20 protein-coding genes, 1 tRNA gene and 1 pseudogene are annotated in these 25,427 nt (G+C 70.7%); 10 read left to right on the top strand and 12 right to left on the bottom strand.

Annotated features, from left to right (window positions below):
• The first annotated feature begins 123 nt into the window (after window positions 1-123).
• Window positions 124-207 (top strand) — tRNA-Leu (locus G3N18_RS00810).
• Between the two features lie 512 nt (window positions 208-719).
• On the opposite strand, the gene G3N18_RS00805 is transcribed toward G3N18_RS00810, so the two are convergent.
• Window positions 720-1,361, bottom strand: coding sequence for a GntR family transcriptional regulator (locus G3N18_RS00805; RefSeq protein ID WP_196382429.1), 642 nt, complete (start codon window positions 1,359-1,361; stop codon window positions 720-722).
• A gap of 352 nt (window positions 1,362-1,713) precedes the next feature.
• Here G3N18_RS00805 and G3N18_RS00800 point away from each other — a divergent pair, with 352 nt between their 5' ends.
• Window positions 1,714-1,920, top strand: coding sequence for a cold-shock protein (locus tag G3N18_RS00800; RefSeq protein ID WP_018173742.1), 207 nt, complete (start codon window positions 1,714-1,716; stop codon window positions 1,918-1,920).
• Between the two features lie 98 nt (window positions 1,921-2,018).
• On the opposite strand, the gene G3N18_RS00795 is transcribed toward G3N18_RS00800, so the two are convergent.
• Window positions 2,019-2,693, bottom strand: coding sequence for an HAD hydrolase-like protein (locus tag G3N18_RS00795; protein WP_196382428.1), 675 nt, complete (start codon window positions 2,691-2,693; stop codon window positions 2,019-2,021).
• Between the two features lie 34 nt (window positions 2,694-2,727).
• Window positions 2,728-3,420 carry an endonuclease NucS gene (nucS, locus tag G3N18_RS00790; RefSeq protein WP_196382427.1) on the bottom strand — a complete coding sequence of 231 codons (693 nt, stop codon included), beginning with the start codon at window positions 3,418-3,420 and terminating at the stop codon, window positions 2,728-2,730.
• 79 nt (window positions 3,421-3,499) lie between these two features.
• Between nucS and G3N18_RS00785 the strand changes: the two genes are divergently transcribed.
• On the top strand, window positions 3,500-3,772 hold the full coding sequence (locus G3N18_RS00785) for a hypothetical protein (protein ID WP_196382426.1): 273 nt from the start codon (window positions 3,500-3,502) through the stop codon (window positions 3,770-3,772).
• A gap of 27 nt (window positions 3,773-3,799) precedes the next feature.
• Here G3N18_RS00785 and G3N18_RS00780 read toward each other — a convergent pair.
• Window positions 3,800-3,949: pseudogene (locus tag G3N18_RS00780) on the bottom strand (endonuclease NucS); the annotation flags it as partial.
• A 124-nt stretch (window positions 3,950-4,073) separates the two neighbouring features.
• Complete coding sequence (locus G3N18_RS00775; protein ID WP_196382425.1) at window positions 4,074-5,306, bottom strand: MFS transporter; 1,233 nt, start codon at window positions 5,304-5,306, stop codon at window positions 4,074-4,076.
• 59 nt (window positions 5,307-5,365) lie between these two features.
• Between G3N18_RS00775 and G3N18_RS00770 the strand changes: the two genes are divergently transcribed.
• From G3N18_RS00770 to mnhG, 7 genes are read left to right on the top strand one after another with little or no spacing between them, the layout of a single operon-like run.
• Window positions 5,366-6,418, top strand: coding sequence for a substrate-binding domain-containing protein (locus G3N18_RS00770; protein WP_196382424.1), 1,053 nt, complete (start codon window positions 5,366-5,368; stop codon window positions 6,416-6,418).
• A gap of 39 nt (window positions 6,419-6,457) precedes the next feature.
• A complete protein-coding gene (locus tag G3N18_RS00765; protein ID WP_196382423.1) occupies window positions 6,458-9,499 on the top strand; it encodes a Na+/H+ antiporter subunit A in 3,042 nt (1,013 codons plus the stop codon).
• Window positions 9,496-10,056 (top strand): Na(+)/H(+) antiporter subunit C, encoded by a 561-nt coding sequence (locus tag G3N18_RS00760; protein WP_196382422.1) that lies wholly within the window; start codon window positions 9,496-9,498, stop codon window positions 10,054-10,056. The genes G3N18_RS00765 and G3N18_RS00760 overlap by 4 nt, the downstream gene beginning before the upstream one ends.
• The gene (locus G3N18_RS00755) at window positions 10,053-11,618 is read left to right on the top strand and encodes a Na+/H+ antiporter subunit D (protein WP_196382421.1); all 1,566 of its coding nucleotides are present in this window, start codon (window positions 10,053-10,055) and stop codon (window positions 11,616-11,618) included. Before G3N18_RS00760 ends, G3N18_RS00755 begins: the two co-directional genes overlap by 4 nt.
• Window positions 11,615-12,226: a Na+/H+ antiporter subunit E gene (locus tag G3N18_RS00750; protein WP_196382420.1), complete on the top strand. Its 612-nt coding sequence runs from the start codon at window positions 11,615-11,617 to the stop codon at window positions 12,224-12,226. Before G3N18_RS00755 ends, G3N18_RS00750 begins: the two co-directional genes overlap by 4 nt.
• Window positions 12,223-12,492 (top strand): MrpF/PhaF family protein, encoded by a 270-nt coding sequence (locus G3N18_RS00745; protein WP_196382419.1) that lies wholly within the window; start codon window positions 12,223-12,225, stop codon window positions 12,490-12,492. The genes G3N18_RS00750 and G3N18_RS00745 overlap by 4 nt, the downstream gene beginning before the upstream one ends.
• Complete coding sequence (gene mnhG / locus G3N18_RS00740) at window positions 12,489-12,845, top strand: monovalent cation/H(+) antiporter subunit G (protein ID WP_196382418.1); 357 nt, start codon at window positions 12,489-12,491, stop codon at window positions 12,843-12,845. Before G3N18_RS00745 ends, mnhG begins: the two co-directional genes overlap by 4 nt.
• A gap of 172 nt (window positions 12,846-13,017) precedes the next feature.
• On the opposite strand, the gene G3N18_RS00735 is transcribed toward mnhG, so the two are convergent.
• The 7 genes from G3N18_RS00735 to argG form a co-directional block, all read right to left on the bottom strand.
• Window positions 13,018-14,463 carry a phytoene desaturase family protein gene (locus tag G3N18_RS00735; protein WP_196382417.1) on the bottom strand — a complete coding sequence of 482 codons (1,446 nt, stop codon included), beginning with the start codon at window positions 14,461-14,463 and terminating at the stop codon, window positions 13,018-13,020.
• Window positions 14,460-15,044, bottom strand: coding sequence for an SRPBCC family protein (locus G3N18_RS00730; protein ID WP_196382416.1), 585 nt, complete (start codon window positions 15,042-15,044; stop codon window positions 14,460-14,462). Before G3N18_RS00730 ends, G3N18_RS00735 begins: the two co-directional genes overlap by 4 nt.
• Window positions 15,045-15,180: 136 nt before the next feature.
• The gene (locus tag G3N18_RS00725; RefSeq protein ID WP_196382415.1) at window positions 15,181-17,871 is read right to left on the bottom strand and encodes a penicillin acylase family protein; all 2,691 of its coding nucleotides are present in this window, start codon (window positions 17,869-17,871) and stop codon (window positions 15,181-15,183) included.
• Between the two features lie 162 nt (window positions 17,872-18,033).
• Entirely contained in the window at window positions 18,034-18,684 is a 651-nt protein-coding gene (locus G3N18_RS00720) for a TetR family transcriptional regulator (RefSeq protein WP_196382414.1), read from the bottom strand.
• A 32-nt stretch (window positions 18,685-18,716) separates the two neighbouring features.
• The gene (locus G3N18_RS00715; protein ID WP_196382413.1) at window positions 18,717-20,903 is read right to left on the bottom strand and encodes a YhgE/Pip family protein; all 2,187 of its coding nucleotides are present in this window, start codon (window positions 20,901-20,903) and stop codon (window positions 18,717-18,719) included.
• Window positions 20,900-23,794 carry a YhgE/Pip family protein gene (locus tag G3N18_RS00710; protein WP_196382412.1) on the bottom strand — a complete coding sequence of 965 codons (2,895 nt, stop codon included), beginning with the start codon at window positions 23,792-23,794 and terminating at the stop codon, window positions 20,900-20,902. Before G3N18_RS00710 ends, G3N18_RS00715 begins: the two co-directional genes overlap by 4 nt.
• A 100-nt stretch (window positions 23,795-23,894) precedes the next feature.
• Window positions 23,895-25,337, bottom strand: coding sequence for an argininosuccinate synthase (argG, locus tag G3N18_RS00705; protein ID WP_196382411.1), 1,443 nt, complete (start codon window positions 25,335-25,337; stop codon window positions 23,895-23,897).
• Window positions 25,338-25,427 lie beyond the last annotated feature (90 nt).

Raw genomic sequence — 25,427 nt, 5'->3', positions numbered from 1 at the left:
GACCGGTGCGTACATGCTAGTTGCAGAGTCTGAGCGCACGCGGCAAGCGCCCGGGTGACGGGTTCGGCGGCCCCGTGACGACGTGATATTCTCGGGAAGTTGGCTCGGTGTTCGCACCGATCCGCGCGAGTGGCGGAATAGGTAGACGCGCTGGCTTCAGGTGCCAGTGCCCGCAAGGGCGTGGGGGTTCAAGTCCCCCCTCGCGCACAGCGAATTTTCAACCCCCGACCTGGGTTTTCCGGGTCGGGGGTTGTGTTTTCCGGGTGCGGGCGCAGCAGGCGCGCCCACGTGCCGGCCGCCGTGAGCCGCGCTGAGTGCGGCCCTCGCATAACTGCGGTTCGGGCCGGTCGATCTCGACGAGTTCGACCGAGGCATCCGCCGTCTGGGGCGATATCGGGTGCGCGGACGGCCGCTCTTCCTCCGAATCACCACTCCGCGCGCGAATCACCTCGCGATTCGCGCGAATCGGGTGAGGATTCGACAGGAAACCGGTTATCCGCGAGGTCGGTGTGGCGGAGGAGCTGCTCGCCCCACGACCGCGCAACGCTCCGGCGCGATGAACGAGGCCGCCCTCTGGATCTCTCGGCAGGACGACGCGCAGACCGCTCGTGTGCGGTCGCACGCTGCGCTCGACGCCCTGCTCGCCGGTGTACGCGCCCTGAGCGCACGGCCGCGACGGCCCCGCGCTTCGCCGGCGGCGTCGGCGCGGAGGGCGCTGCTCAGTCCACGCCGTACAGCCTCCGGATCAGCCGCTCCGCCTCGTCGGCGTCGCGCGCCGCGATGCGGTCGCGGAGGTTCTGATATCCCTCGGCGCGCGTCACGGGGCGCGCCATGAAGGGTCGCCATCCCCGCAGGTTCCTTTGGATGGCCAGCGCCGCCTCGCGGATGAAGCTGATGAACACGACGTTCCCGGTCGACTTCGTCACCCGCTCGAACATGACGGTGGATGCCTCGAACACCGACAGCCCGTCCCCGCTCCGGACCGCCGCGACCACGGCATCCGCCGCCTCGACGACGCGTGCGAGCTCAGCGTCGCTGGCGCGCCGCAGGGCGATGCGCAACGCGTTGCCCATGAAGTAGGCGGTGAACTCCCCCGTGTCGGCGCGCAGCTGCTCGGTCGGCTCGGAGACGCGCGTGTACCGACCGACGGCGACCTCGACGAGGCCGAAGCGCTCGAGCCGCTGCAGGGCCTCTCGCACGGGCGTGCGCGACACACCGAGCTGCTCCGCCAGTTGGACATCGCGCAGGCGGGCACCGGCGGGCAGGCTGCCGTCGAGGATCGCGGCGCCGATCCGGGCGTGGACCTCGTCGCTGAGGATCGTTCCGCCCTCGAGGCGGATTGGGGGGAGGGTGGCGGACATCACCGCCCAGTTTACGAGGGCGGGGTGCGACACGCCGAGCCGGATGCACGGCGGTCTCTGGGTGGATTCTCATCCACAGGATCTGCCGAGAGAGCCGATATATCAGTAGTGTGGGCCCTGTCACGCTGAGCGTGACCTATCCGGGGGGATCCGTCGACGCCCGGGCGACGCGCTGAGCGCGATGCGCCCGGGCGTCGAATGGTTTCGGGCGCGGCCGTCGACCGCTGTGTGACCGCGTGTTGCAACGTTTGTGTCACTGTCGACAAAAGGATGACGCGGAAAGTGCTCGTCACGGGTAGGTTTGTCGGTGTCGGCGCACTCGCGTCGTCATCGCACGTCAGTAAGGCAGTTCATGGCAACGCAGGGCACCGTCAAGTGGTTCAACTCGGAGAAGGGCTTCGGGTTCATCGCTCCCGATGAGGGCGGCGCAGACGTCTTCGCTCACTACTCCGCCATCGAGTCGAGCGGCTACCGCTCCCTCGAGGAAAACCAGCGCGTCGAGTTCGAGATCGCCCAGGGCCCCAAGGGCCTGCAGGCGGAGAACATCCGACCCCTCTGATCTTGCGATGCTCCGCGCGAGCGCGGAGCATCGTTCTGGATCGCAGAAGGCGCCGTGGTCCCCGGGACCACGGCGCCTTCTGCGTCCGCGCGGTCGGATCAGTCGTCGATGAGCAGCAGCGCCCGCAACTCGTCGATCGTGTCGACGGCCGCCGCGGCGCCCTCGCTCTCGTGCGGCCAGCTGAATCCCCAGCGCACGAAGATCACCGGAACGCCCTGCGTCGCCCCGCCCTCGACATCGTGGTGGCGATCACCGATCAGGACCGGGCGCGAGGTGTCGGCGCCGGCGGCCTGCAGCCGCCGCAGCGCCTCGGCCACGATGTCGGACTTCGAGGCCAACGTCTTCTCGTCGGGCGTCGCCCCGACCACGGCCTGCAGATGCGGCGCGAGGTCGAAGTGATCGACGAGCGCCGACACCTGGTTCTCGGGCTTCGAGCTCGCCGTCGCCTGCGCGACGCCGGCCGCATCGAGATCGGAGATCAGCTCGCCGATGCCCGGGTACAGCTTCGCGCCGGTCGTGTATCCGTCGGCCTTGCCGATCATCCGGTAGTAGGCCACCGCCTCCGAGGCCTCGTCGGGGGTCATGCCGACGTTCGTCTGAAACGACTCGAACATCGGCGGCCCGATCCAGTGCACGAGCTCCTCACGGGTCGCGGCCGGCTTGCCGAAGTGCTCGAGCGCGATCGCGAGGCGGCGCAGGATTCCCTCCGAGGCATCCACCACCGTGCCGTCGACATCCCACAGCACACAGGTCCAGGGCGATCGCAACGTCATGGCATCCAGCCTATCCAGCCCCGCGGTGCCCGGATCAGAACAGGCGCGGGGCACCCGACTCGGTGCCCTTCATGCCCTCGTAGTCGAGGGTGACGCACCGGATGCCACGGTCGCCGGCGAGCACCTTCGCCTGCGGCTTGATCTCTTGGGCGGCGAACACGCCCGCGACCGGCGCCAGGTGCGGGTCGCGGTTGAGGAGTTCGAGGTAGCGCGTCAGCTGTTCCACGCCGTCGATGTCGCCGCGACGCTTCACCTCGACGGCGATCGTGCCGCCCGCGGGGTTGCGAAGCAGCAGGTCGACCGGGCCGATGGCGGTCGGGAACTCGCGCCGCACGAGTGTCGCGCGCGGGTCGATGACGTCGACCTGCTCGGCGAGCAGGCGCTGCAGGTCGGCTTCGACGCCGTCCTTCTGCAGGCCGGGGTCCATCCCGAGCTCGTGCGCCGAGTCGTGCAACACCTCGTAGATGCGCACGAGCAGGGCGTCCCCCGTCTTCGCGTGCGTCACGCGCCAGTGCTCGACCACTCCCGCAGACGCGGACTCGTCGTCGGGCTGCTCGACCGTGAGGGTGCAGGGCGGGCTCATCCAGTTGAGCGGTGCGTGTTGTATGTCTCGGTGGAACGCGACCGTGCCGTCCGCCTTGATCATGATGAGACGCGTCGCGAGGGGAAGATGCGTGTTCAGTCGACCGGAGTAGTCAACGGAGCAACGGGCAATGATGAGACGCACATGTCTATCTTCCCGTGTGATCGAGGGTGATCGGGAAACCGTCGGATGTACGTTGGAGTGTGTGGAGCAGCAGTAACCGGTGGACGAAGTATGGCGGTACGTCCCGCTGCCTCCCGACGCCGACCCGATGATCGTCGTCGGGGAGCTGACCGTCGACGGCGAGTCGTTCGTCCTGCGGCGACGGGTGGTCGACGACGGTTCGACTCACTATGACTGGGTGTCCGGGCCGAACGATGGCTACGGGTTCAGCGTGTTCGGCGGCTTCGAGCCTGTCCCGCAGGAACGTCACGTCACCGCAATCCGAGGTTTCTTGGCCGGTATCGACCCCTTGACGGGGTACCTCGCCGAATAATCGGGCAAGCACGGCTGTGTGCAGTCAGCTCATCCAGTTGAGCGGCGCGTGCTGCACGTCGCGGTGGAAGGCCACCGTGCCGTCGGCCTTGATCATGATCAGGCGCGTCGCCAAGGGGAGGTGGGTGTTCAACCGCCCGGAATAGTCGACGGAACAGCGGGCGATGATGAGGCGCACCCGTCGAGTGTACGTGGGTCCGGCGCGCGGTTCGGCGGCGCCGAATGGCGGGTGCGCATCCGGGTGACCCGCACATCGGCGCCGGCGAAGGCCGGGGCGTGCCGCAGTGGTGGCCGGGCGTGCCTCAGTGGTGGCCGGCGCCGACCTTCGAGCCGGCGATCGGCTTCGCGGCGCCCGAGGCGAGCCCGCTCATGACGATGAGGCCGACGATGATCCAGAGGGTGTTCAGGATGCCGATCTGGTGGCTGATCCAGCCGAGCACGGGCGGGCCGCACAAGAAGGCGACGTAACCGATCGTGGCGGCCGCCGAGACGGATGCCGCGGCTTTGGTCGGGTCGTCGGCCGCGGCCGACATGCCGAGCGGGAAGCCGAGCGAGGCGCCCGCGCCCCAGAGCGCGACGCCCAGGAAGGCGATCGGCAGGTTCGGCGCGAGGATGAAGACCACGAGCCCGAGCGCCGCGGCGATCGACAGCGCCCGGAGCGTCCACACGCGCCCGATCCGGTCGACGAGCGGGCCGCCGAGCGCGCGGAACACCGTCATCGACACCGAGAAGACGGTGAGGAAGATCGCGCCGGTCGCCTCGGACTCGCCGTGTCCGTCGACGACGGCGATCGTGAGCCAGTCGTTGGCGCTGCCCTCGGCGAACGCCATGCCGAGGATGATCGCGCCGATCGCGTAGGTGCGCGGATCGCGCCACACCGCGAGAGCGGCGTGCATCCGTTCGCGCCGCGAGGGCACCGTCCCCGTCGCCTCTGCGGCGACGCGTTCGCTCGTCGGCAGGTACTGCAGCGCGAAACCGGTGATGACGAACCAGACGAGCGCAACGACCCCGAGGTGCCACGTGACCCCGACGCCCCACCCCACGACCGCGACGCCGATGCCGGCGCCCGCGACCGTGCCCAGGCTGAAGAAGGCGTGGAAGAGCGGCATGAGCGTGCGGCCGAACGCCTGCTCGACCGAGGCCGCTTCGACGTTGATCATGACGTCGGTCGCGCCGAAGCACAGCCCCATCAGCGCGAGGCCCACCACCGCCACGGGATACGAGCCGAGTGCGTCGACGCCGAGCGCGGCGATGAACAGTCCCGCCCCCACGCCGACCACCGTGACCGACAGGCCGCGCTTCGCGCCCCAGCGCGCCACGATCACGTTCGCCGACATCACGCCCGCGAGCGAACCGGCGCCCATGGCGAACAGCAGCACGCCGACCTCGAAGTCGTCGATCGCGAGGTTCTGCTTCACGGCCGGCAGCCGCGACGCCCACGACGCGAAGGTCACGCCGCACAGCAGGAACAGGGTGAACACCGCCGTGCGCCAGTGGACGAGGCGGGCGCGATCGAGAGCGGAGGGGGCGGTCACCAGAGCAGTCTACCGAATCGATTCGACCCGCCGCGGTCCCCGCGGGCTACCATTCAAGGGTGACGAGCCGACGCGCCACCATCTCCGACGTCGCCCGCGAAGCAGCGGTGTCGCCGTCGACCGCGTCCGTCGTCTTCAGCGGCAAGACGCCGGTGTCGGATGCCACCCGTCAGCGGGTGCTCGACGCCGCGGCATCCCTCGGCTACACCGGTCCGGACCCGCGCGCCGCGTCGCTGCGCCGCGGACGCAGCGGCATCGTCGGCGTCGTCGTGGGGTCGAGCCTGAACTACATGTTCCTCGATCCCGTGCAGCGGCTCATGATGGACGGGCTCGCCGAAGAGGTCGCGCCGTTCGGTGCGGGCCTGCTGCTCTTGCGCACCGCGACCGACATCGAGAACGCGCCCACCCTTCTCACCGCACCCGTCGACGCAGCCGTGCTGATCGGCTGCGACGCGCCGCTGCGGGCATCGCTCGAGACCGCGCATCTGCGGGGCCTGCCCATCGTCGTGATCGAGGGCGACGCGGGCGACGATGTTCCGCGGATCCTGCTCGACAACCGCGAAGCCCAGCGCACCGCGGCCGAACACCTGCGGGCCCTCGGGCACACCGACGTCGCGATCGTGACCCTGCGCACCGCGGCCGACGGGGCGGCCGGCTGGCTCGACGCGGAGGCGGACATCTCGATCGACGTCACGCGCGAGCGCCTCGCGGGCGCCCGCGACGTGTACCCCGACGTGCCCGCGATCACCACGGCGGGCAGCTCGATCGACGAGGGGCTCTCGGCCGGCCGCGTGCTGTTCGCCGACCCCGCGCGCCGACCCACCGCCGTGATCGCGCAGAGCGACCTGCTCGCCGCGGGGGTCATCCGCGCCGCCGAAGAGGCGGGACTGTCGGTGCCGGGCGACGTCAGCGTGACGGGCTTCGACGGCGTTCCCGTCGACGGCCTCTCGCCCTACGAGCTGACGACGCTCGTGCAGCAGGCGACCGACAAGGGTCGGGCCGCCGGTGCGGCCGTGGCGGCGATGCTCGAGGGGGTGCCCCCGGCATCCGTCCTGCTCACCTGCACCTTCCGCGAGGGGAACACGACCGCAGCGGTACCCGAGCGCCGGTAGACTGAGAGCCCGACCCCCCGCGACAGTCAGGAGGCCCGCTTGCTGGTGCTTCTGGTTGCGTTCGCGGTTCTGCCGCTGGCGCTGCCGTGGCTCATGGGCAGGCTCGGACCCCGCGGTTTCTTCGTCGCCGCGCTCGTGCCGATCATCGCGTTCGTGCACACCGCGCTGCAGACGCCGCGCATCGTCGCGGGTGAGGTGCTGACCGAGTCGTACGACTGGATTCCGTCGCTCGGACTGTCGCTGTCGATGCGCATGGACACGCTCGGCTGGCTGATGGCGCTCATCGTCACCGGCGTCGGCGCGCTCGTGATGATCTACTGCCGCTGGTACTTCGCCGGTCCGTCAGCGAACGCGGGAACCACGGATCGCAAGCCCGGCAAGAAGGTCAAGCCCGGCGTCGGCATGTTCAGCGCGAGCCTGCTCGCCTTCGCCGGCGCCATGTACGGTCTCGTGCTCACCGACGACCTGATCGTGCTCGTGATGTTCTGGGAGATCACGAGCATCCTCTCGTACCTGCTCATCGGCTTCTATCACGCGCGCGGCGCGAGCCGTCGTGCCGCCCTGCAGGCGCTGCTGGTGACCACGCTCGGCGGGCTCGTCATGTTCGTCGGCGCCGTGATCCTCGTCGTGCAGGCCGGCACCACGAGCCTGTCGGCGATTCTCGCCGCCTACACCGCCGCCGGGTCGGCGCTCGCCGGCAACGCGCTCATCAACACCGCCATCGTGCTGCTGCTGGTCGGTGCCCTCAGCAAGTCGGCGATCTTCCCCTTCCACTTCTGGCTGCCCGGCGCGATGGCCGCGCCCACCCCGGTGAGCGCCTACCTGCACGCCGCCGCGATGGTGAAGGCGGGCATCTACCTCATCGCGCGCCTCGCGCCCGCCTTCGCGCACAGCGAGCCGTGGCGACCGATCGTGATCGGCCTCGGCCTGTTCACGATGCTCCTCGGCGGGCTGCAGGCGCTGCGCGAATCCGACCTCAAGCGCATCCTCGCCTTCGGCACGGTCAGCCAGCTCGGCATGCTCACCGTCGTGCTCGGCTACGGCGAACGCAACTCCGCTCTCGCGGGGCTCGCGCTGCTGCTCGGGCACGCCCTCTTCAAGTCGGCGCTGTTCCTCGTCGTCGGCGTGATCGACCGTCAGCTCTCGACCCGCGACATCGGCGAGCTCTCGGGCGTCGGGCGCCAGGCGCCGACCCTCGCGATCGCGTCGATGGTGGCCGTCGGGTCGATGGTCGGCCTCGCTCCCACCGTCGGCTTCGTCGCGAAAGAGGCGGTGCTGACGTCGCTGCTCGAGGGGGGTTCGCGACCGGATGCCGTGATCCCGCTCGTCGGCATCGTGCTCGGGTCTGTGCTGACCACCGCCTACGGTCTGCGCTTCATCTGGGGCGCGTTCTGGACGAAGCGCGACGCGTCGGGCGAGAAGCTGCCGACCACGGTGTGGCCCGACCCGCCGATCGGCTTCTTGGCCTCGCCGGTCGTCCTCGCGGCCCTCACGCTCATCGCGGGCTTCGCCGCCCCGCTGCTCGATGTGGCCTTCTCGGGCTACGCCGACACGCTGCCGAGCGCGGGCGGTGAGGGGCATCCGTACCACCTCGCGCTCTGGCACGGGTGGGAGCCGGCGCTCTTCCTCTCGCTCGCGAGCATCGCTCTCGGCGCGGGCCTGTTCTGGGTCGCGCAGCGCACGCGCCGCGTGCCGCGCCGCCTTCTGCCGTTCACCGCGGCCGACGTCTACAACGGCACGCTGCGCGGCATCGCGCGCGTCGCCGTCTGGACGACGACGCTCACGCAGCGCGGATCGCTGCCCGTCTATGTCGGCACGATCTTCGTCGTGTTCGTCGCGGCCGAGGGCACGGCGCTGCTCGCCAGCCCGGAGTGGCGCGTGTCGTTCGACCTGTGGCAGACGCCCATGCAGCTCATGGCGGCGCCCATCATGATCATCGCGGGCCTCGTCGCCGTGCGCGCGCAGAAGCGGTACACAGGGGTCGTGCTCGTCTCGGTCACGGGGCTCGGCATGGTGGCCCTGTTCGCGACGAGCGGCGCGCCCGACCTGGCGCTCACGCAGATTCTCGTCGAGACGGTGACGCTCGTGACGTTCGCGCTCGTGCTGCGGCGCATTCCGGCGCGTATGGGCGAGCACAACGCGTCGGTGTGGCCGGTGGCCCGCATGGTGCTCGCCGTCGCGGTCGGCGCGACGATGGCGATGGTGGCGCTCGTGGCGACCGGCGCACGCGTGGCCGAACCCATCTCGACCGCCTTCCCCGACCTCGCCTATAACCTCGGCCACGGCAAGAACGTCGTGAATGTCGCCCTCGTCGACCTGCGCGGGTGGGACACGATGGGCGAGCTGTCGGTGCTCATCCTCGCCGCCACTGGTGTCGCCTCACTCGTGTTCGTGACGCACCGCTCCGATCTGATCTCGCAGTCGATCTCGGCGCTCCCCACCGGGGCGACCCGCACCCGCCGCCCCCTCGTCGAGACCTCCGAAGGCCTGCGCGCACGCACCGCCGGGTCGAGCAGCACGAGGCAGGCATGGCTCGTCGGCGGTCAGCGCATGCGACCCGAGAACCGCTCGATCATGCTCGAGGTGATCGTGCGCGTGCTCTTCCACACGATCATCGTCGTGTCGATCTACCTGCTCTTCGCGGGCCACAACCTGCCCGGCGGCGGTTTCGCGGGCGGCCTCGTCGCCGGCATGGCCCTCGTCATGCGTTACATCGCCGGCGGGCGCTACGAGCTGGGCGCCGCGGCGCCGACGGATGCCGGGCGCTTGCTCGGCGCCGGAATGACGCTCGCCATCGCGTGCGCCGTCGTGCCGCTGCTGTTCGGTGCGGCGCCGCTCACGAGCTGGTTCTGGGAGGCCGACCTGCCCGTCATCGGGCACGTCGAGTTCGTCACGTCGACCCTGTTCGACATCGGTGTGTACCTCGTGGTCATCGGGCTCGTGCTCGACGTGCTGCGCTCGCTCGGCGGCGAGGTCGACCGGCAGACGCAGGCGCTCCGCCAGGCCCAGCCGCCGGCCGCCGGTCAGGCACCCGAAGCGGTGCAGGGCGCCCACGGCATGCCGGGGGTGAGCGCATCGTGACGGTCTCTCTCGTGCTCGTCATCATCATGGGCGTGCTCTTCGCCGCAGGCGTCTACGCCATGCTCGAGCGCAGCCTCACCCGCGTGCTCATCGGATTCTTGCTGCTTGGCAACGCGGCCAACCTGTTCCTCCTGATCGTGATGGGCCGCCCGGGCGTCGCGCCGTTCTACGGCGCCGCCGATCCCTCCGAGATGAGCGACCCGCTGCCGCAGGCGCTCACCCTCACGGCGATTGTCATCACGTTCGCCGTCTCGGCGTTCCTGCTCGCCCTCATCTACCGCTCCTGGCAGCTCGGCCAGGCCGATACGGTGCACGACGACGAGGCCGACCTCGCCGTGCGCGCGCGCACCGAGGTCGACGAAGAGCAGATGGATGACGAGACGTCGATCGAAGACGAAGACGACGACGCCACGACCGACTTCATCGGAACGGACACCGCCCCCATCACCGTGCTGCACCACCGCGACCTCGAGGGCATCCGCGACGACGCCCCCACCGACCGCCCGGGCGCGAGCGCCGGCGAGTCACGCGACCGCGACGGGGGTGAGGCCCGATGAGCGCGCTCGTTCCCCTGCTCGTCACGCTCCCGCTGCTCGGCGCGGGCGTCGCCCTGATCTTCGGGCGCCGCCGCCGGGTGCAGGTGGGCGTCTCGATCGTGACCCTCACCCTTGTGATGGTGATCGCGGCGGTGCTGCTCTATGCCGTCGACTCGTCGGGGCAGGCGCTCGCCGTGTCGGTGGGTGGGTGGCCGGTGCCGTTCGGCATCGTGCTCTACGTCGACCGGCTGGCGGCGCTGCTCGTCGTGATCTCGGCGATCGTGCTTCTCGCGGTGCTGCTCTTCTCGGTCGGCCAGGGCGCCGCCGACGGCGACGACGACACCCCGGTGACGATCTTCCACCCGACCTACCTGATCCTCGCGGCGGGCATCTTCAACGCGTTCATCGCGGGCGACCTGTTCAACCTGTACGTCGGGTTCGAGATCCTGCTGGTCGCCTCGTACGTGCTCATCACGCTCGGCTCGACCGAGTCGCGCATCCGCACGGGCGTCGTCTACATCGTCGTGTCGCTCGTGTCGTCGATCCTCTTCCTCGCCGCGATCGCCGCGATCTACGGCGCGCTCGGCACCGTGAACATCGCGCAGTTGGCCGAGCGGATGACCGAGCTGCCGCAGTCCATCCAGCTGGTGCTGCACCTCATGCTGCTGCTCGCCTTCAGCATCAAGGCCGCCGTCTTCCCGCTGTCGTTCTGGCTGCCCGACTCGTACCCGACCGCTCCCGCCCCGGTCACGGCGGTCTTCGCGGGCCTGCTGACAAAGGTCGGCGTGTACGCGATGATCCGCACCGAGACGCAGATCTTCCGCGACAACGACGTCAACACGCTGCTGCTGATCGTGGCGCTCGCGACGATGATCGTCGGCGTGCTCGGCGCGCTCGCACAGGCCGAGCTCAAACGCATCCTGTCGTTCACGCTCGTCAGCCATGTCGGCTACCTGGTGTTCGGTCTCGCGATCGCGACCCCGCTCGCCCTCGGCGCCACGATCTACTACATGGTGCACCACATCATCGTGCAGACGACCCTCTTCCTCGCGGTGGGGCTCATCGAGCGCCGCGCCGGATCGACGTCGATCCTCAAGGTCAAGGGGCTCATGCGCGCGGCGCCGGTGATCGCGGTGCTCTACTTCATCCCGGCGATCAACCTGGGAGGCATCCCGCCGTTCTCGGGCTTCATCGGCAAGTTCGCGCTCTTCAACGCCGCGGCGACCGTGGGCACCCCGCTCATGTACGTGCTGATCGTGGGCGGCGTGGTCACCTCGCTCCTCACCCTTTACACGCTCATGCGCGCGTGGAACCTGGCGTTCTGGCGCGAAGACGACGACCACGCCGACGAGCCGGCCGTCGTCGAGCGGATCGAGTACCTCGGCGACGCCCCCGCCGCCGACGAGCAGGGCGACCGCCGGGTCATCCCGCGCATCATGACGGCAACGACCGCCGGCATGGTCGCCGTCACGATCGCCCTGACGGTGTTCGCCGGCCCGCTCTACCAACTGTGCGCATCGATCGGCGACGCGCTGCTGACCCCCGTCACCCTCGTGCAGCTCGAGCAGGAGGCCCAGCAATGAGCCCCGCCACCTCTTTCGCCGTCGCCGTCTGGCGCCAGCTGCCGTTCTTCGTGTGGTTGATCGCGCTGTGGATGCTGCTGTGGGGCCAGTTCACGGTGCTCGCCGCCCTTACGGGGCTCATCGTCGCCGTGTTCGTCACGCGCATCTTCCGGCTGCCCCCGGTGGAGCTCTCGGGCCGCGTGAACCTCTGGTACAGCCTCGTGTTCGTGGTGACGTTCGTCTTCGCGCTCGTGCGCGGCTCGCTGATCGTGGCGTGGCAGACCCTCGACCCGCGCCGATACCCGGGCACTGCGATCGTCGCCGTTCCCCTGCGCACCGACGACGACCTGATCCTCGCGCACGTGGGCGTGACCGCGTCGCTCATCCCCGGGTCGCTCATCATCGACATCGATCGGGACCGGCGCATCCTGTACCTGCACGTGCTGGGGGTGTCGTCCGACGCCGACGTCGAGAAGCAACGCCGCGCGGTGCAGCTGTGGGAAGCGCGGATCGTGCGGGCCGTCGGCTCGCGTGCGCAACTGCGGGCGATCCGCGCCGACGAGGCGGAGCGTGCGGCTGTGGCTGCGGGGCGCAGCGCCGGCTCGCGGCGGAGGGGAGAGGGCCGATGAACCCGCTGGTCGTCGTCATCTACGTCGCCTTCGCCGTCGCTGCGCTGCTGACCCTGTGGCGCATCATCGTCGGCCCGTCGATCCTCGACCGGGCGGTCGCGTCCGACGTGCTGCTGACCCTCGTCATGTGCACGCTCGGCGCCGACATGGTGATGAACCATCACACGAGGTCACTGCCCGCGCTGCTGATCATCGCCGCCGTGGGCGTCTTCGGTTCGATCGCGATCGCGCGCTTCGTCGCGAGAAGGGACAACACCGACCGATGAACGAGATTCTCGACACCGTCGCACTGGTTCTCGTGCTGATCGGCGGGCTGCTGTGCGTCACGGCCGCGATCGGGCTGCTGCGCTTTCACGACGTGCCCACCCGCCTGCACGCGGCGACCAAGCCGCAGGTGCTCGGGCTGATCCTCATCTGCGTCGCGATCGCCCTCGCGCTGCGGTCGTGGCCCGTGGTGGCCTTTCTCGTGCCGATCGTGCTGATCCAACTGGCATCCGCCCCCCTGTCGGCGCACATGGTCGGCCGCCAGGCGTATCGCAACGGCACGATCGACGAGCGCTCGCTCTACGCCGACGAGCTCGCCGAAGCGCGCGCCACCCCGCCCGCCGCCGGCGGCTGAGCGCCCGCGCGCGTCCGGTCGCGCGCACGCCCGGCCCGGTTTCGGCTGGCCCGGCTACGCCCGTCCTATCCCGCGAGACGGCATGCAGCGCGGCATACGCGCCGCCGTCTCCCGCGCTGCATGCCGTCTCGATAAGGACGGGGGCGGCGCGGGGACTCGGGGCGGGCGAGGGTCAGGGAGCGAGGGAGGGCATGCGGCGCACGCCGAACTCGTGCCGCAGCACGCTGCGCGCGGCGAACCAGCCCGACTGGCCGTGCACGCCGGGGCCGGGCACGGTCGAGGCGCCCGTGAGGTACACCCCCGGCATCGGAGTGCGCCAGGGGTCGAGGCTCAGCACGGGCCGTGCGAGCAGTTGCGGCAGGGTTGCGGCCCCGGCGGCGATGTCGCCGCCGATGTAGTTCGGGTTGTGCTCGGCGAGCTGGGCGGCGGTGCGCGCGCTGCTCGCCACGATCAGGTCGCGGAATCCGGGCGCGTGCTGCTCGATCGCCGCGATCACGGCCTCGGTCTGGTCGAGGGTCGACCCCGTCGGCACGTGCGTGTAGGTCCACAGTGCGTGGCCCCCGGCCGGGGCGCGGCTCGGGTCGAACATCGAGGGCTGCGAGACGAGCACGTAGGGCGACGACGCGTGCCGGCCGGCGAGCACGTCGCGCTCGCCGGCGGCGATCTGCTCACGCCTGCCGCCGATGTGCACCGTGCCGGCGCGCGCGATGCGCTCGTCGCTCCACGGCACCGGTCCCGACAGGGCGAACTGCACCGTGGCCGCACCGCTGCCGTAGTGAAAGCGTGCGAGGCGCTGCCGATAGCGCCCCGGCATCCGTTCGCCCGCCAGCCTGACGAGCGCCCGCGGGGTCACGTCGAGCACGACGGCCCGCGCGGTGAGCTCGTCGAGCGAACCGATCTCGTGGTCCGTGACGATCTCGCCACCGTGCGCGCGCAGGTCGTCGGCGAGGGCGTTCGAGATCGCCTGCGATCCGCCGACGGGGATCGGCCACCCGCCCGCGTGCGCGTGGGTCTGCAGGGCGAGCCCCGCAGCGGCGGCGACCAGGCTCGGCTGCGGCACGATCGCGTGCGCCGCCACGCCCGTGATCATGGCGGGGGCCACGCGGCCCGAGAATCCGGCGTTCCAGAGGGCGCTGCCCTGCGCCAGCGCGCGAGCGCCGAACCGCGCCTCGACGATGGGGTGCGGCGGCACGCGCAGCAGCGAAGACCCGGTGAACCGCGCGACCTCGCGCGCGTGGGCGGCGAGGGGTTGCAGCAGCCGGCGGTATGCGGGGCCGTCGGCGCCGAGCGCGTCGACCGTGCGCTCGAGGTCGCGGTAGGCGATGCCCGATCCGCCGTCGGCGGCGGGCAGCGGGTGGGCGAACGAGATCTCGGGCGTGACGAACGAGACGCGTGCGGCGAGCCCGAACGCGCGGAAGAACGGTGAGGCCACCGCGAGGGGATGCACCGCCGAGCACGAGTCGTGCCAGTAGCCGGATGCCACGCTCTCGCGCGTGCTCGCACCGCCGCCGATCCCCGCCATGCGCTCGTACACGCGCACCGAGAGTCCGGCGCGCGCCAGGGTCACCGCGGCGGCGAGGCCGTTCGGCCCCGACCCGACGATCTCGATGTCGGTCATCGCTCTCCCGCTGCGGCAGCCGCGGCATCCGTCGCCTCGGCGACGTCGGCCTCGGCTTGCGGGTCGGGGCCACTCCGAGGCGCCGACGACGACGCAGGATCGGGCACCGCCGTGCGAGCCGTGTCCACACCGGCCTCGCGCTCGCGCCGGCGGCCCTCGCTGAGAAAGGCGAGGCGGCGGATCGCCTCTTCATTGCGCAGATGCAGCAGCGGCGCCCACGTGAGGCGGGGGAGCCGCGCGGCGAGGCCCGACACGGGCTCTTCACCGATGCGCACGACGCACCCGGCGCCGCGCGGCTTGACCTCGATCACCACGACGGCCCTGCCGAGCGGGCCCGCCTTGGCCCGCAGTTTCAGGCGGTGCGGCGGCGACCACTCGACGATCTGGGTGTCGTCGTCGAGCAGGATCGGCCACGCCCCGAGCGAGTGGTGCAAGTGCGCGCCCTCGGCGGGCCACTCGGGATCGACATCGCGCATGCGCGCGGCCCCCACGACCCACACCGGGTACAGCCAGCCGTCGCCGAGCACGGCGAACACGTCATCGGGGGTGCAGTCGAACACTCTCACACTGGCGGTCGCCATCGGGGCCTCCTCGGGCGGGGTCCTTCTCGATGCTACGGGCCGCCGCAGCACCCCCGCGGGGGCTTGACGCGGCGTGCGCGCGGCCTCGACCGGCGGGCGCGGGCGGGTCCGCACCCACTGCCTCAGCCCGGAACCCTCACCCGGCGGGGGTGAGCACGAGGGTGTCGGAGGCGGATGCCTCGAGGCGCTCGCGCGTGAACAGCCACGGCGTCTGGCGCTGGTGCTGCCACGCGTCGAACTGGTCGTAGTAATTCGGGTGGAAGGCGTGCCCGCTCGTGCCGGTGAGGTGGTTCCACCGCGAGGCGTCGAGATCGGCCAGGTCGATCGTCATGCGCATCGAGGGCACCGTCGTGGTCGCGAACGAACCGCTGCCGAGCGTCCAGCCGGTCGCATCGACGACCGACGATCCGCCGCCGACGGGGAACGGGCCTCGGTTGAAGAGGGCCTCGATCGGCGCGATGCCGCTCTCGCCGAACGTGCCGCTCGTCAGCGTGATCGCGTGCAGCGAGCCCCAGTTCCAGGCATCCGGGTCGTCGCCCTGCAGGGACACGAGCCGCGCATACGCGTCGGTCGCGGCGCGTTCGAGCAGGGCGCGCTGCCCGTCGACGCCGAGGGTGTCGTTGGTCCACCACGCCGAGTCGGGGTCGTCGAGCAGCCGGTCGACCACGACGAACAGGCGACCCTGACCCGACAGGCTCGCGGGGTGCGCGCGGCGCGAGAAGAGGTCTTGCGCGAGTTCGTCCCACAGCACGTTCGCGAAGGCGGCGGCCGACGAGTCGGGGGCGTTCTGGGCATCCCACCCGGCGAGCAGGTCGAGGCCGCGCTGCGCCTTCGCATCGTCGAGCGTGATGTCGGCGTAGGCGCCGATCAGGCGTTTGCCCATCGCGAACTGCTGGTCGGCCTGAATGGCGCTCATGTCGTCGGCCGTCAGTGGGCCGCGCGCCGCGGCGCGCTCGATCAGGTCGACGATGCGGGCCGCCCGCCAGCCGTAATTCCAGTCCGAGCCGAGGAAGTAGGGGTAGCTCTCGGGGATCACGGGGTTGTTGGCGGTGACGATGTAGCCCGACTCGGGGTTGTAGACGACGGGCAGTTCGGCGAACGGGATGAAGCCCTGCCAGTCGTACGCCGAGTCCCAGCCGGGTTGGGGCATGGTGCCGTCGCCGGCGCCGCGGATCGGCAGCTTGCCCGGCGACTGGTAGCCGATGTTGCCCGCGCGGTCGGCGTAGATGAGGTTCTGCGCGGGAACATCGAAGAGGGATGCCGCGGCTCGGAACCCCGCGAAGTCGGTCGCCGTGTTCAGCGCGAAGATCGCGCTCGCGGTCGTGCCGACATCGAGCGCGGTCCAGCGCAGCGAGACGGCATATTCCCCGCGCGGAATGCTCGCGCCGTCGCCCGTGCCGAGCGGCACGACGGCGTCGGTCGACCCGGTCGCCGGATCATCGGCGATCGCGGTGAAGTCGTCGGTCAGGCCCGACACGATCGGCCCGTGCACCGTCGAGCGCACGTCGATCGTGACGTCGTCGCCGCCCGCCACCCGGAAGGTCTCGGTGCGGGTCTCGAGCGGCACGAGCGCGCCGTCGCGCCAGTACGAGTCGCCCTCGACGCGTTCGAGGTAGAGGTCGGTGACGTCGGCGGTCAGGTTCGTGAAGCCCCACGCGATGTCGGCGTTGTGTCCGATGACGACGCCCGGAACGCCCGAGAACCCGAAGCCGGCCACGTCGAACGCGCACGCGTCGCTGACCGTGCGGCAGCGCAGGCCGATCTGGTGCCACACGCTCGGCAGCGACGCGCCCAGGTGCGGGTCGTTGCTGAGCAGCGGCATGCCGCTCGCGGTGAGCGCACCCGACACGACCCACGAGTTCGACCCGACGCCCTCGCCGGCGCCGCCGAGCAGAGCCGACGCCGCCTCGACGACCGAGCCGACCTCACGCCACGACACGCCCGTCGCCGCGCCGGCGCTCCCGGTGCTGACGCCGCTGCCGACGCGGGTGCCCGCCGCCGCGGCGCTCGCCGAGGCATCCGACCCCGCCGCCGCCGGCGCGTCGGTCGTGATCGTCGGCACGATCACGGGGTGGTCGGCGTAGGGGTACGCGGGGTAGAGGTCGGCGATCTGGGCGGGGGTGAAGTCCGCGGCGAGCAGCGCGCGATCGGTCTCTTCTTCGATGTTGCTGCGCAGGTCCCACGCCATCGCCTTGAGCCACGCGACCGAGTCGGCCGGGGTCCACGGTTCGATCTCGTAGTCGGCGTTCTGCAGACCGAGCACCGCGTATTCGAGCGACGCATCGGCGCCCTGATGGTCGGCGAGGTAGGCGTTGACCCCGTCGGCGTAGGCCTCGTAGTAGCCGCGGGTCGTGGCATCCAGCGCCTGCACCTCTTGCTCGGCGACGCGCCGCCAGCCGAGCGTGCGCAAGAACTCGTCGGTCGGCAGCTGCGACGCGCCGAAGAGCTCGGCGAGGCGCCCGCTCGTGACGTGCCGGCGGAAGTCCATCTCCCAGAACCGGTCTTGCGCCTGCACGTACCCCTGCGCGTAGAAGAGGTCGTGCGTCGAGTCGGCGACGATCGTGGGGATGCCGAGGTCGTCGCGGTACACCGAGACGTCGGCCTCGAGGCCCGCGGCCGAAACGGTGCCGTCGAGCTGCGGGAACGAGCGCTGGATCGTCCAGACGACGAACCCCGCCGCGATCAGGGCGATGACCGTGAGCCCGGCGACCACCGAATAGGCGATGATGCCGATGCGTCGGCCGATGCTCCGCGTGCGGGCGGGCTCGGGGTCTGCGGAGTGGGCGACCGTGCGGTTCGCACCGGTCAGGGAGGGGAGGTCGGACATCGTCGTCAGAGCGCTTTCCAGCTGGGATCCGGGGGCGGCAGGGCGTCGCGCCGCGCAGGTTTCGGGGCCCGCGGCGTCTCGGCCCGCGCCCCCAGAGGAGCGAGCCGTCCTGGCATCCTATGCGCCGCCCGCGACACGGGGCGAGTGCCGATGCCGCGCCGCTCAGCCGGCGGCGAGGATTTCGGGGTGCTCGTCGAGCAGTTCGACCTGCTCGCGCCACGACAGTCCCGCGATGCTGAGCACGACCCGCACGACCGCCGCGTCGGCGTCTCTCGTCGACAGCCGCAGTTCGCGAAGCGTCGCCCGCGCCGTCTCTTCGATCAGGAACGCGAGCAGGTCGGGGGCGACGTCGCCGCGGAAGGCCCCCGACTCGACGCCCTGCCGGGTCAGTTCGCGCACGCGGCGGCGCAGCGGCGCGAGCGAGCGCACGGTACCCGCGACGTGCGCGTCGTCGAGGGCGATGTTCGCCGACGCGCGCACGGCGGATGCCTCGCGCCACAGCCGCGCCGCCATATGGGCGAGCGCGACGCGCGGGTCGGGGTCGGACGTCTCTTCGGCGATGGCGTTGAACCGGCCGGCCCCGATGGCGATGACCTCGCGCAGCAGCTCTTCGCGGTCGGAGAAGTGACCGTACAGCGCGCGGCGCGATAGGCCCGCGGACTGGGCGATCGCGTCGAGAGAGGCGTGCGGGTCGCGCGCGAGCACGCGTTGCGCCGCCGCGAGAAGAGCCGCGCGGTTCGCCGTGGCGTCGCGGCGACGACCGGCCGCGCGCGCGGGGGCGGCTGAGGCGGGGGAGGCGGCGGTGCGGGTCACGGGAGTGGTCGTTCGGGCGAGTGGGATACCGGTCACATGAGCTTCGTCGAGGCCATGGCGTCGACGAGCCCTCGGTTGAACGAGATCAGCGGGCGGCGCAGCACGAGACCCAGCAGCAGCGTCGGCAGCGTGAAGGCGAGCAGGAGCCCCAGCGACACCCAGAAGTCCGCCCCGTAGGTGCCCGCGATCGCCGAGCGGATCGCTGAGATCGCGTGCGTGGCGGGGAGGAACGGGCTGATGTTCTGGAACCACGCGGGCAGCAGCTGCAGCGGGTAGGCACCGCCCGACCCGGAGATCTGGATCACGAGCAGGAGCACAGCGAGCGCCTTGCCCGCGTTGCCGAACGCGACGACGAACGTGTAGATGATCAGGGTGAAGACGAGCGAGGTGACCCACCCGGCCAGGAGCAGCAGGAAGGGGTGCGCCGGAGCGATGCGCACGAACAGGATGAGACCGCCGATGAGGAGGGTGCTCTGCGCGAGCCCCGTCAGGGCGAAGATGCCGTAGCGGCCGAGGTACTTCTGCGTCGGCGTCAGGTCGGGGTCGCCGGGCAGGGTGTCCCGGCCGACGTCGACGCGGATCGCGACGGTCATGAGGAGCGCCCCGACCCACAGGGCGAGCACGATGTACAGCGGTGCCATGCCCGCACCGAAGCTGACGACGGGGAACACCGCCACACGGTCGACCCGCACGGGCTCGGCGAGCGAGGTGGCGAGCACGCTCGGGTCGGATCCGATCACCTCGCTCAGTCCGGCGAGGTCGCCGGTCTGCACAGCCCGGGCGATCGCCTGCTGCACGCCGTCGAACCGGCCGGCCGCGTCGGTGAGCGCCGTGCTGAGGCGGGCGGTGACGCCCTGCGCACCCTGCAGGGTTGCGACGACCGAGTCGGACGCCCCCGACAGCCCCGCGGCCGCCTGCGACAGGTCGCCGCGCACCGCCGAGACGTCGTCGTCGATCGTGGCGAGGGTCGAGCCCAGGGCATCCAACTGCGGCTTCAGGGTGCCGGAGTACGAGCTCTGCGCCTGCGCGATCGCGTCCTTCGCCTGAGCGATGAGGTCCTTCACTTGCTGATGGGTAGCCTCGGCGGCGGCGTTTCCCGCGGTGATGTCCTGCCCTGCCTGTACGAGCGAATCGTGGACGGCCTGCTGGCGCAGGATCGCGCGGTCGAGCTGCGCGACGACGTCATCGAGCGCCTGCTGACCGGCGGGCGGCAGCTGCGGGCGCACGTCGTCGACGAGGGTGGTGCGGAGAGTCGTCGCCCCGTCGATCTGCTGCTGCACGCGTGCCGCGAGGGTGGTGAGCGCGGCGGACTGGTCGCCCGACACCGTGCCGACCTGCGCGTACTGGTCGTCGATGCTCGTGCCGACCGCCTCGTACCCGGCCGCCGTCTGGGCGATCGCGTCGGCGATCGCGCCGGTCGCCTGCTGCAGCGTGCCGGCGAGCTGCTGCACCGCACCGGCGCCGCCGCCGGCGGCGTCCGCGGCGTCGCCGAACGCCGAGCCCGCTCCCGAGACGAGAGCCGACGCGCTCTGCGCGAGCGGGATCGTGCCCTGCACCAGGGCGCCGAACATGTCCGCGGTCTGCGCGCCCGAGCGTAGCTGTGCGGCGAGCGAGCCGACCCGGCTCTCGACACGCGCGAGTGCGGCCTGCGTATCGGCGTCGGTGAGATAGTCGGACAGCGACGAGATGAGGCTCAGCGCGACGTCGCTCAGCGTCTCGGTGAACACCTCGCTGATCTGCGCCGACACACCCTCGGCGCCCTGACCGGTGATCTTCGGGGCGAGGGCGTTCTTCTTCTCGTTCGTGTAATAGGCGAGCTCGGTGCGCTCGGCCCCGTCGGCGTAGAACGTGAGCATGTCGGCGCTGAAGCTCTTCGGCAACACGATCGCTGCATAGTAGCGGCCGGCCTTCGTGCCGTCGATCGCGTCGTCTTCCGAGGTGATCACCCAGTTGAGCTGGTCGTTCGCGCGCAACTGCGACAGCACCTGCTCGCCCACGTTCACCCGGATCGGAACGAGGTCGCTCTGGTAGCCCTCGTCGGTTGAGGCGACGGCGACGGTGAGGTTCTTCGTGTTGTCGAACGGGTTCCAGCTGGCGAGCACGTTGAACCAGGTGAACAGCGACGGGATGACGACGAGGCCGAACATCACGATGATCGCCATGACGTTCATGACCGAGTGCCGCAGGTCGCGGCGGATGAGGTGCAGGATGCCTCTCACGCTCGTTCACCTCCTTCGCGGGGCGCGTCGGGATCGTCGTCGGATGCCTCGGCGTCGGGCTCACCCTCGGTCGCACCGGCGGGTTCGGGTTCCGGTTCGGGGGGAACCGCGGATCCCGCAGCGGGAGCGGGCGCGGGGTCGTCGGCGAACAGGCGCGTGAGCTCGTCGGTGTCGCTGTCGACGGTGTCCGGGTCGGCGCCCGCGTCGGAGGCATCCGGTGCGCTCGCCGCCCCGGCATCCGGCTCACCCGCCGCCGTCGCGGCACCGGGCCCCGACTCGGTGGGGTCGGGGGTGGTCAGGTCGTCGCCGACGAGGCGCTGGGCTCCGCCTGATGCCTCCGCGGCTCCGCCGGAGGAGACCGTGTCGACGCCGTGCATCGCGCGGCGGAGGTCGGCGTCGCCCATGCCGGCGAGCTCGGCGGCCGCCTCGAAGCTGTGGTTGACGTACTCGAGCACGACGAGGAACGCGATGACGACGAGGCACCAGAGCATCCAGAGGAAGAGCAGCGTCGCGCTCTGCTCGTGCACGAGCCAGGCGATGAGACCCAGCACGACCATGCCGCCGAGGCCCGTGAGCAGGGCGACCCGCAGCAGCGTCGGGTAGCGCTCGGTGAAGTGGCGCGAGCGCCGGTCGAGACGGCTGCGAAAGTCGCTGCGATCGGAGAGCGCGTGGATGACGTCGCTCAGGCGATAGCCGCGCCCGATGACCTGCACGTCTTCGCCGATGAGCAGGTCGGTGGCGACGATCTCGCGGTTGAAGAGGCGGTTGAGGTTCGCGAGGCGCCGGCGCAGCACGAGGCCGAGCACCCAGGCGAGCACGACGAAGATGCCGAGCACGCCCATGAAGCGCCACCAGTGCGCGCCGTAGAAGCCGGCGATCGTCTCGCGCATCGCGTCGATGCCGTAGGTGAACGGCAGGAAGGGGTAGATGTTGCGGAAGAACTGCGGCATGAGCTCGATCGGGTACAGGCCCGAGGCTCCCGGGATCTGCATGATCACGAGCAGCACGCACAAGCCCCGGCCGACGTGCCCGAACGAGACGCAGAGCGCGTAGATGATGCTGACGTAGGCGAGCGAGATGAGGATGCCGGTGCCCACGAACGCCACGGCGTTCGCCGTCTGCACCCCGATGATGAGGTCGCCGACCGTGACGACGATCGCCTGCAGCACGCCGAGCGTGCCGAACAGCAGGAAGCGGCCCACGTACGCCTCGCGCACGCGGATCGGCGCGACCCCCTCGGTGTCGACCTCGACCTTGAAGATCACCATCATGACGAACGCGCCGATCCACAGCGACAGGTTCGTGAACAGCGCCGCCATCGCGGAGCCGTACGAGTCGACGGGGAACACGGCGTGCTCGGCGACGTCGACCGGCGTCGCGATGAACTGCGCGATCTGCTGCGGGTCGAGCCCGGTGACGGTGCCGAGCGTCTTCCACGACGAGGCCGAACCGAGGGCCAGCACGTCGGTGCGCGCGTTGCCGAGCCCGGTCTCGATGCCGGCGAGGTTGCCGTCGAGGCTGTCGAGCGCCGCCGACGTGCTCACGAGCTGGGCGTCGAGCCCCGTGAGCAGCGTGCCGGCCTGGGTGAGCTGCGCGCGCTGCGCGTCGATCGCCGCCGAGAAGCCGCCGGCGCTCGTCGACAGGGTCGCCATGGCGCTCGTGAGCGCGGGGAGCGAGCCGGTGAGCGCGTCGCGCAGGGTTCCGGCCGAGGCCTGCGCGCCCTGCACGGCGTTGTTGAGCGCGTCGGCGGTCGCTTGGACGGCCTGCACCGCACCGGTCGTGTCGGTGTTCAGGGTCGCGAGATCGGCGAGCAGCTGCTGGTCGGCCTGGTTCTGCTGCTCGAGGGCGGTGAGCACCTGCTGCAGCTGCGCGGCGACGGCGGGGTCGAGCCCGCCCTGGTCGAGCAGGGCCTGCAGCTGCGCGATGGCGGCGGCGTTCGCCTCGGCGACGGCGGTGATGTCGGCGATTGCGGTGTCGATGCGGGTGCCGGCCTGGCCGAGCGTCTGGGTCACCTGGGTGATCGACACGTGGGCCTGCGCCGAGGCATCCGCCAGCAGGGTCGCGCCCTGCACGTAGGCGTTCGTCGCGGCGTCGGTGAACGACAGCACGTCGGTCTGCGCCTGCGCGACGATCTGCTGCGCCTGCCCGAGCGCCGTCTGCACGTCGCCGAGGGTGCGGTCGACGTCGCCGAGGGTCGTCTGCGCCCCGTTCAGCGAGCCGCGCGAGCGTTCGATGCCGGCCTTCATGTCGGCGACGCCCTGCCGAGCCGAGGCGACCGAGGTGGATGCTTCGTCGAACGCGTTCAGGCCGTCGTTCTTGGCGTTCAGGAGCTTCAGCTCGACCGAGTCGCCGGCATCCTTCAGCTCGGCTGTCGCGGCTTCGGCGACCTGCTCGATGAACGCGCTGCTGATCTTGCTGTCGATGCCCGCGGCGCCCACATCGGTGATCTTCGGCGCGATCGCGCTCGCCTTCTCGTTGACGTCGTAGGTCAGCGCGGGCTGGGTGAAGGTCCCGGTCGTGATGCTCAGGAGGTCGGAGCTGAAGTCCTTCGGGATGACGATCGCGGCATAGACCTCGCCGGAGCGCACCGCAGCCTGCGCCTCGTCGGCGCCCATGAACTGCCAGCCGAGCTGATGGTCGTCGTGCAGTTGATCCACGACCTGGGAGCCGACGTCGATCGGGCCGGTGAGCTCCGACGTCGCCCCCTCGTCGAGGTTGACGACGGCGACGCGGATGTTGCCGGTGTTCGCGTAGGGGTCCCAGAACGCGGTGATGTTGAACCACGCGTAGAGCGCCGGGGTCAGCAGCACGCCGAGGACGATGACCCACGTGCGGCGGGCGCGGAGGATCCGCGTGACGTCTCGCCGGAAGACCTGCACACTCTTTCGCACCAGTACATCGTACATCTAGTTTGCACATCGGTGTGCAACTTAGCGTCTGGGCGGGGCGACACGGGCGGCGCGAGGCGAGGTCGCGCGGCGCGGAGCGGTGTCAGTCGGCGCCGAAGTCGAACGATGCCGACTCGGATGCCTCGTCGACGGCCTCGGCGAGCTCTTCCCCCTCGGCATCCAACGGCTGGGCGCTGCCGATGATCGCGGCCGCCTCGCCCTGGCGCAGCTCGCCGACGAGCTCGGCGGTCGCGCCGCCGATGAGCCCGAGCTCGGCGTACTGCTCGAGCCGCGAACGCGAGTCGGCGATGTCGAGGTTGCGCATGGTGAGCTGGCCGATGCGGTCGATGGGTCCGAAGGCGGCGTCGCCGACCCGCTCCATCGAGAGCTTCTCTGGGGCGTACGACGACCGGGCGGCGACGGTGTCGAGGATCGTGTAGTCCTCGCCGCGGCGCAGGCGCACCGTGACGGTGCCGGTGATCGTGGAGCCCACCCACTTCTGGATCGACTCGCGCAGCATGAGCGACTGCGGCTCCAGCCAGCGGCCCTCGTACATCAGGCGGCCGAGCCGGCGGCCCTGCTCGTGGTAGGTCGCCAGGGTGTCTTCGTTGAGGATCGCGTTCACGAGCCGCTCGTACGCGATGAACAGCAGGGCCATGCCCGGCGCCTCGTAGATGCCGCGGCTCTTCGCCTCGATGATGCGGTTCTCGATCTGGTCGCTCATGCCCAGGCCGTGGCGCCCGCCGATCGCGTTCGCCTCGTGCACGAGCGCCACGGTATCGGCGAACTCGCGCCCGTTGATCGCGACCGGGCGGCCCTGCTCGAAGGCGATCGTGACGTCTTCGGTCTCGATCTCCACCGACGGGTCCCAGAACCGCACGCCCATGATCGGCTCGACGGTCTCGAGCGACACGTCGAGGTGCTCGAGCGTCTTCGCCTCGTGGGTCGCGCCCCAGATGTTGGCATCCGTCGAATACGCCTTCTCGACCGAGTCGCGGTACGGGAAGTCGCGGGCGGCGAGCCACTCGCTCATCTCTTTACGTCCACCGAGCTCGGTGACGAAGTCGGCGTCGAGCCACGGCTTATAGATGCGCAGCGCGGGATTCGCGAGCAGCCCGTAGCGGTAGAACCGCTCGATGTCGTTGCCCTTGTAGGTCGAGCCGTCGCCCCAGATGTCGACGCCGTCTTCTTTCATCGCCCGCACGAGCAGCGTGCCCGTGACGGCGCGGCCGATCGGTGTCGTGTTGAAGTAGGTGCGCCCCGCCGAACGGATGTGGAACGCGCCGCACGCGAGCGCCGACAGTCCCTCTTCGACCATGAGCGGCTTGCAGTCGATCAGGCGCGAGCCCTCGGCGCCGTACTGCAGCGCACGGCCCGGGATCGAGGCGATGTCGTCCTCGTCGTACTGTCCCAGGTCGCCCGTATAGGTGAAGGGCACCGCGCCCTTCTCGCGCATCCACGCGACGGCGACCGAGGTGTCAAGACCTCCGGAGAAGGCGATGCCGACGCGCTCGCCGACGGGCAGGGACTGGAGGACCTTCGACATGGGACCTCAGTCTACTGAGGGGCGGCGGTGCGGCCGCCGGCGGCGGGGTCCGGTCCGTCAGGAGGTCGAAGGATTCGTATAGATGCCCAT

The sequence above is a fragment of the Microbacterium paulum genome (assembly GCF_015707995.1).
GTDB classification, from domain to species: Bacteria; Actinomycetota; Actinomycetes; order Actinomycetales; family Microbacteriaceae; genus Microbacterium; species Microbacterium paulum.
Note: the sequence above shows the minus strand (reverse complement) of the source record. Positions and strands in the feature narration are given on the sequence as shown.

What these genes read in the sequence shown, in the direction of transcription:
- G3N18_RS00750 (WP_196382420.1), top strand. Translation starts at nt 11,615, where the DNA reads ATGAGCCCCGCCACCTCTTTCGCCGTCGCCGTCTGGCGCCAGCTGCCG.
- G3N18_RS00735 (WP_196382417.1), bottom strand. Translation starts at nt 14,463, where the DNA reads ATGACCGACATCGAGATCGTCGGGTCGGGGCCGAACGGCCTCGCCGCC.
- G3N18_RS00745 (WP_196382419.1), top strand. Translation starts at nt 12,223, where the DNA reads ATGAACCCGCTGGTCGTCGTCATCTACGTCGCCTTCGCCGTCGCTGCG.
- G3N18_RS00730 (WP_196382416.1), bottom strand. Translation starts at nt 15,044, where the DNA reads ATGGCGACCGCCAGTGTGAGAGTGTTCGACTGCACCCCCGATGACGTG.
- argG (WP_196382411.1), bottom strand. Translation starts at nt 25,337, where the DNA reads ATGTCGAAGGTCCTCCAGTCCCTGCCCGTCGGCGAGCGCGTCGGCATC.
- G3N18_RS00795 (WP_196382428.1), bottom strand. Translation starts at nt 2,693, where the DNA reads ATGACGTTGCGATCGCCCTGGACCTGTGTGCTGTGGGATGTCGACGGC.
- G3N18_RS00725 (WP_196382415.1), bottom strand. Translation starts at nt 17,871, where the DNA reads ATGTCCGACCTCCCCTCCCTGACCGGTGCGAACCGCACGGTCGCCCAC.
- G3N18_RS00800 (WP_018173742.1), top strand. Translation starts at nt 1,714, where the DNA reads ATGGCAACGCAGGGCACCGTCAAGTGGTTCAACTCGGAGAAGGGCTTC.
- mnhG (WP_196382418.1), top strand. Translation starts at nt 12,489, where the DNA reads ATGAACGAGATTCTCGACACCGTCGCACTGGTTCTCGTGCTGATCGGC.
- G3N18_RS00805 (WP_196382429.1), bottom strand. Translation starts at nt 1,361, where the DNA reads ATGTCCGCCACCCTCCCCCCAATCCGCCTCGAGGGCGGAACGATCCTC.
- G3N18_RS00755 (WP_196382421.1), top strand. Translation starts at nt 10,053, where the DNA reads ATGAGCGCGCTCGTTCCCCTGCTCGTCACGCTCCCGCTGCTCGGCGCG.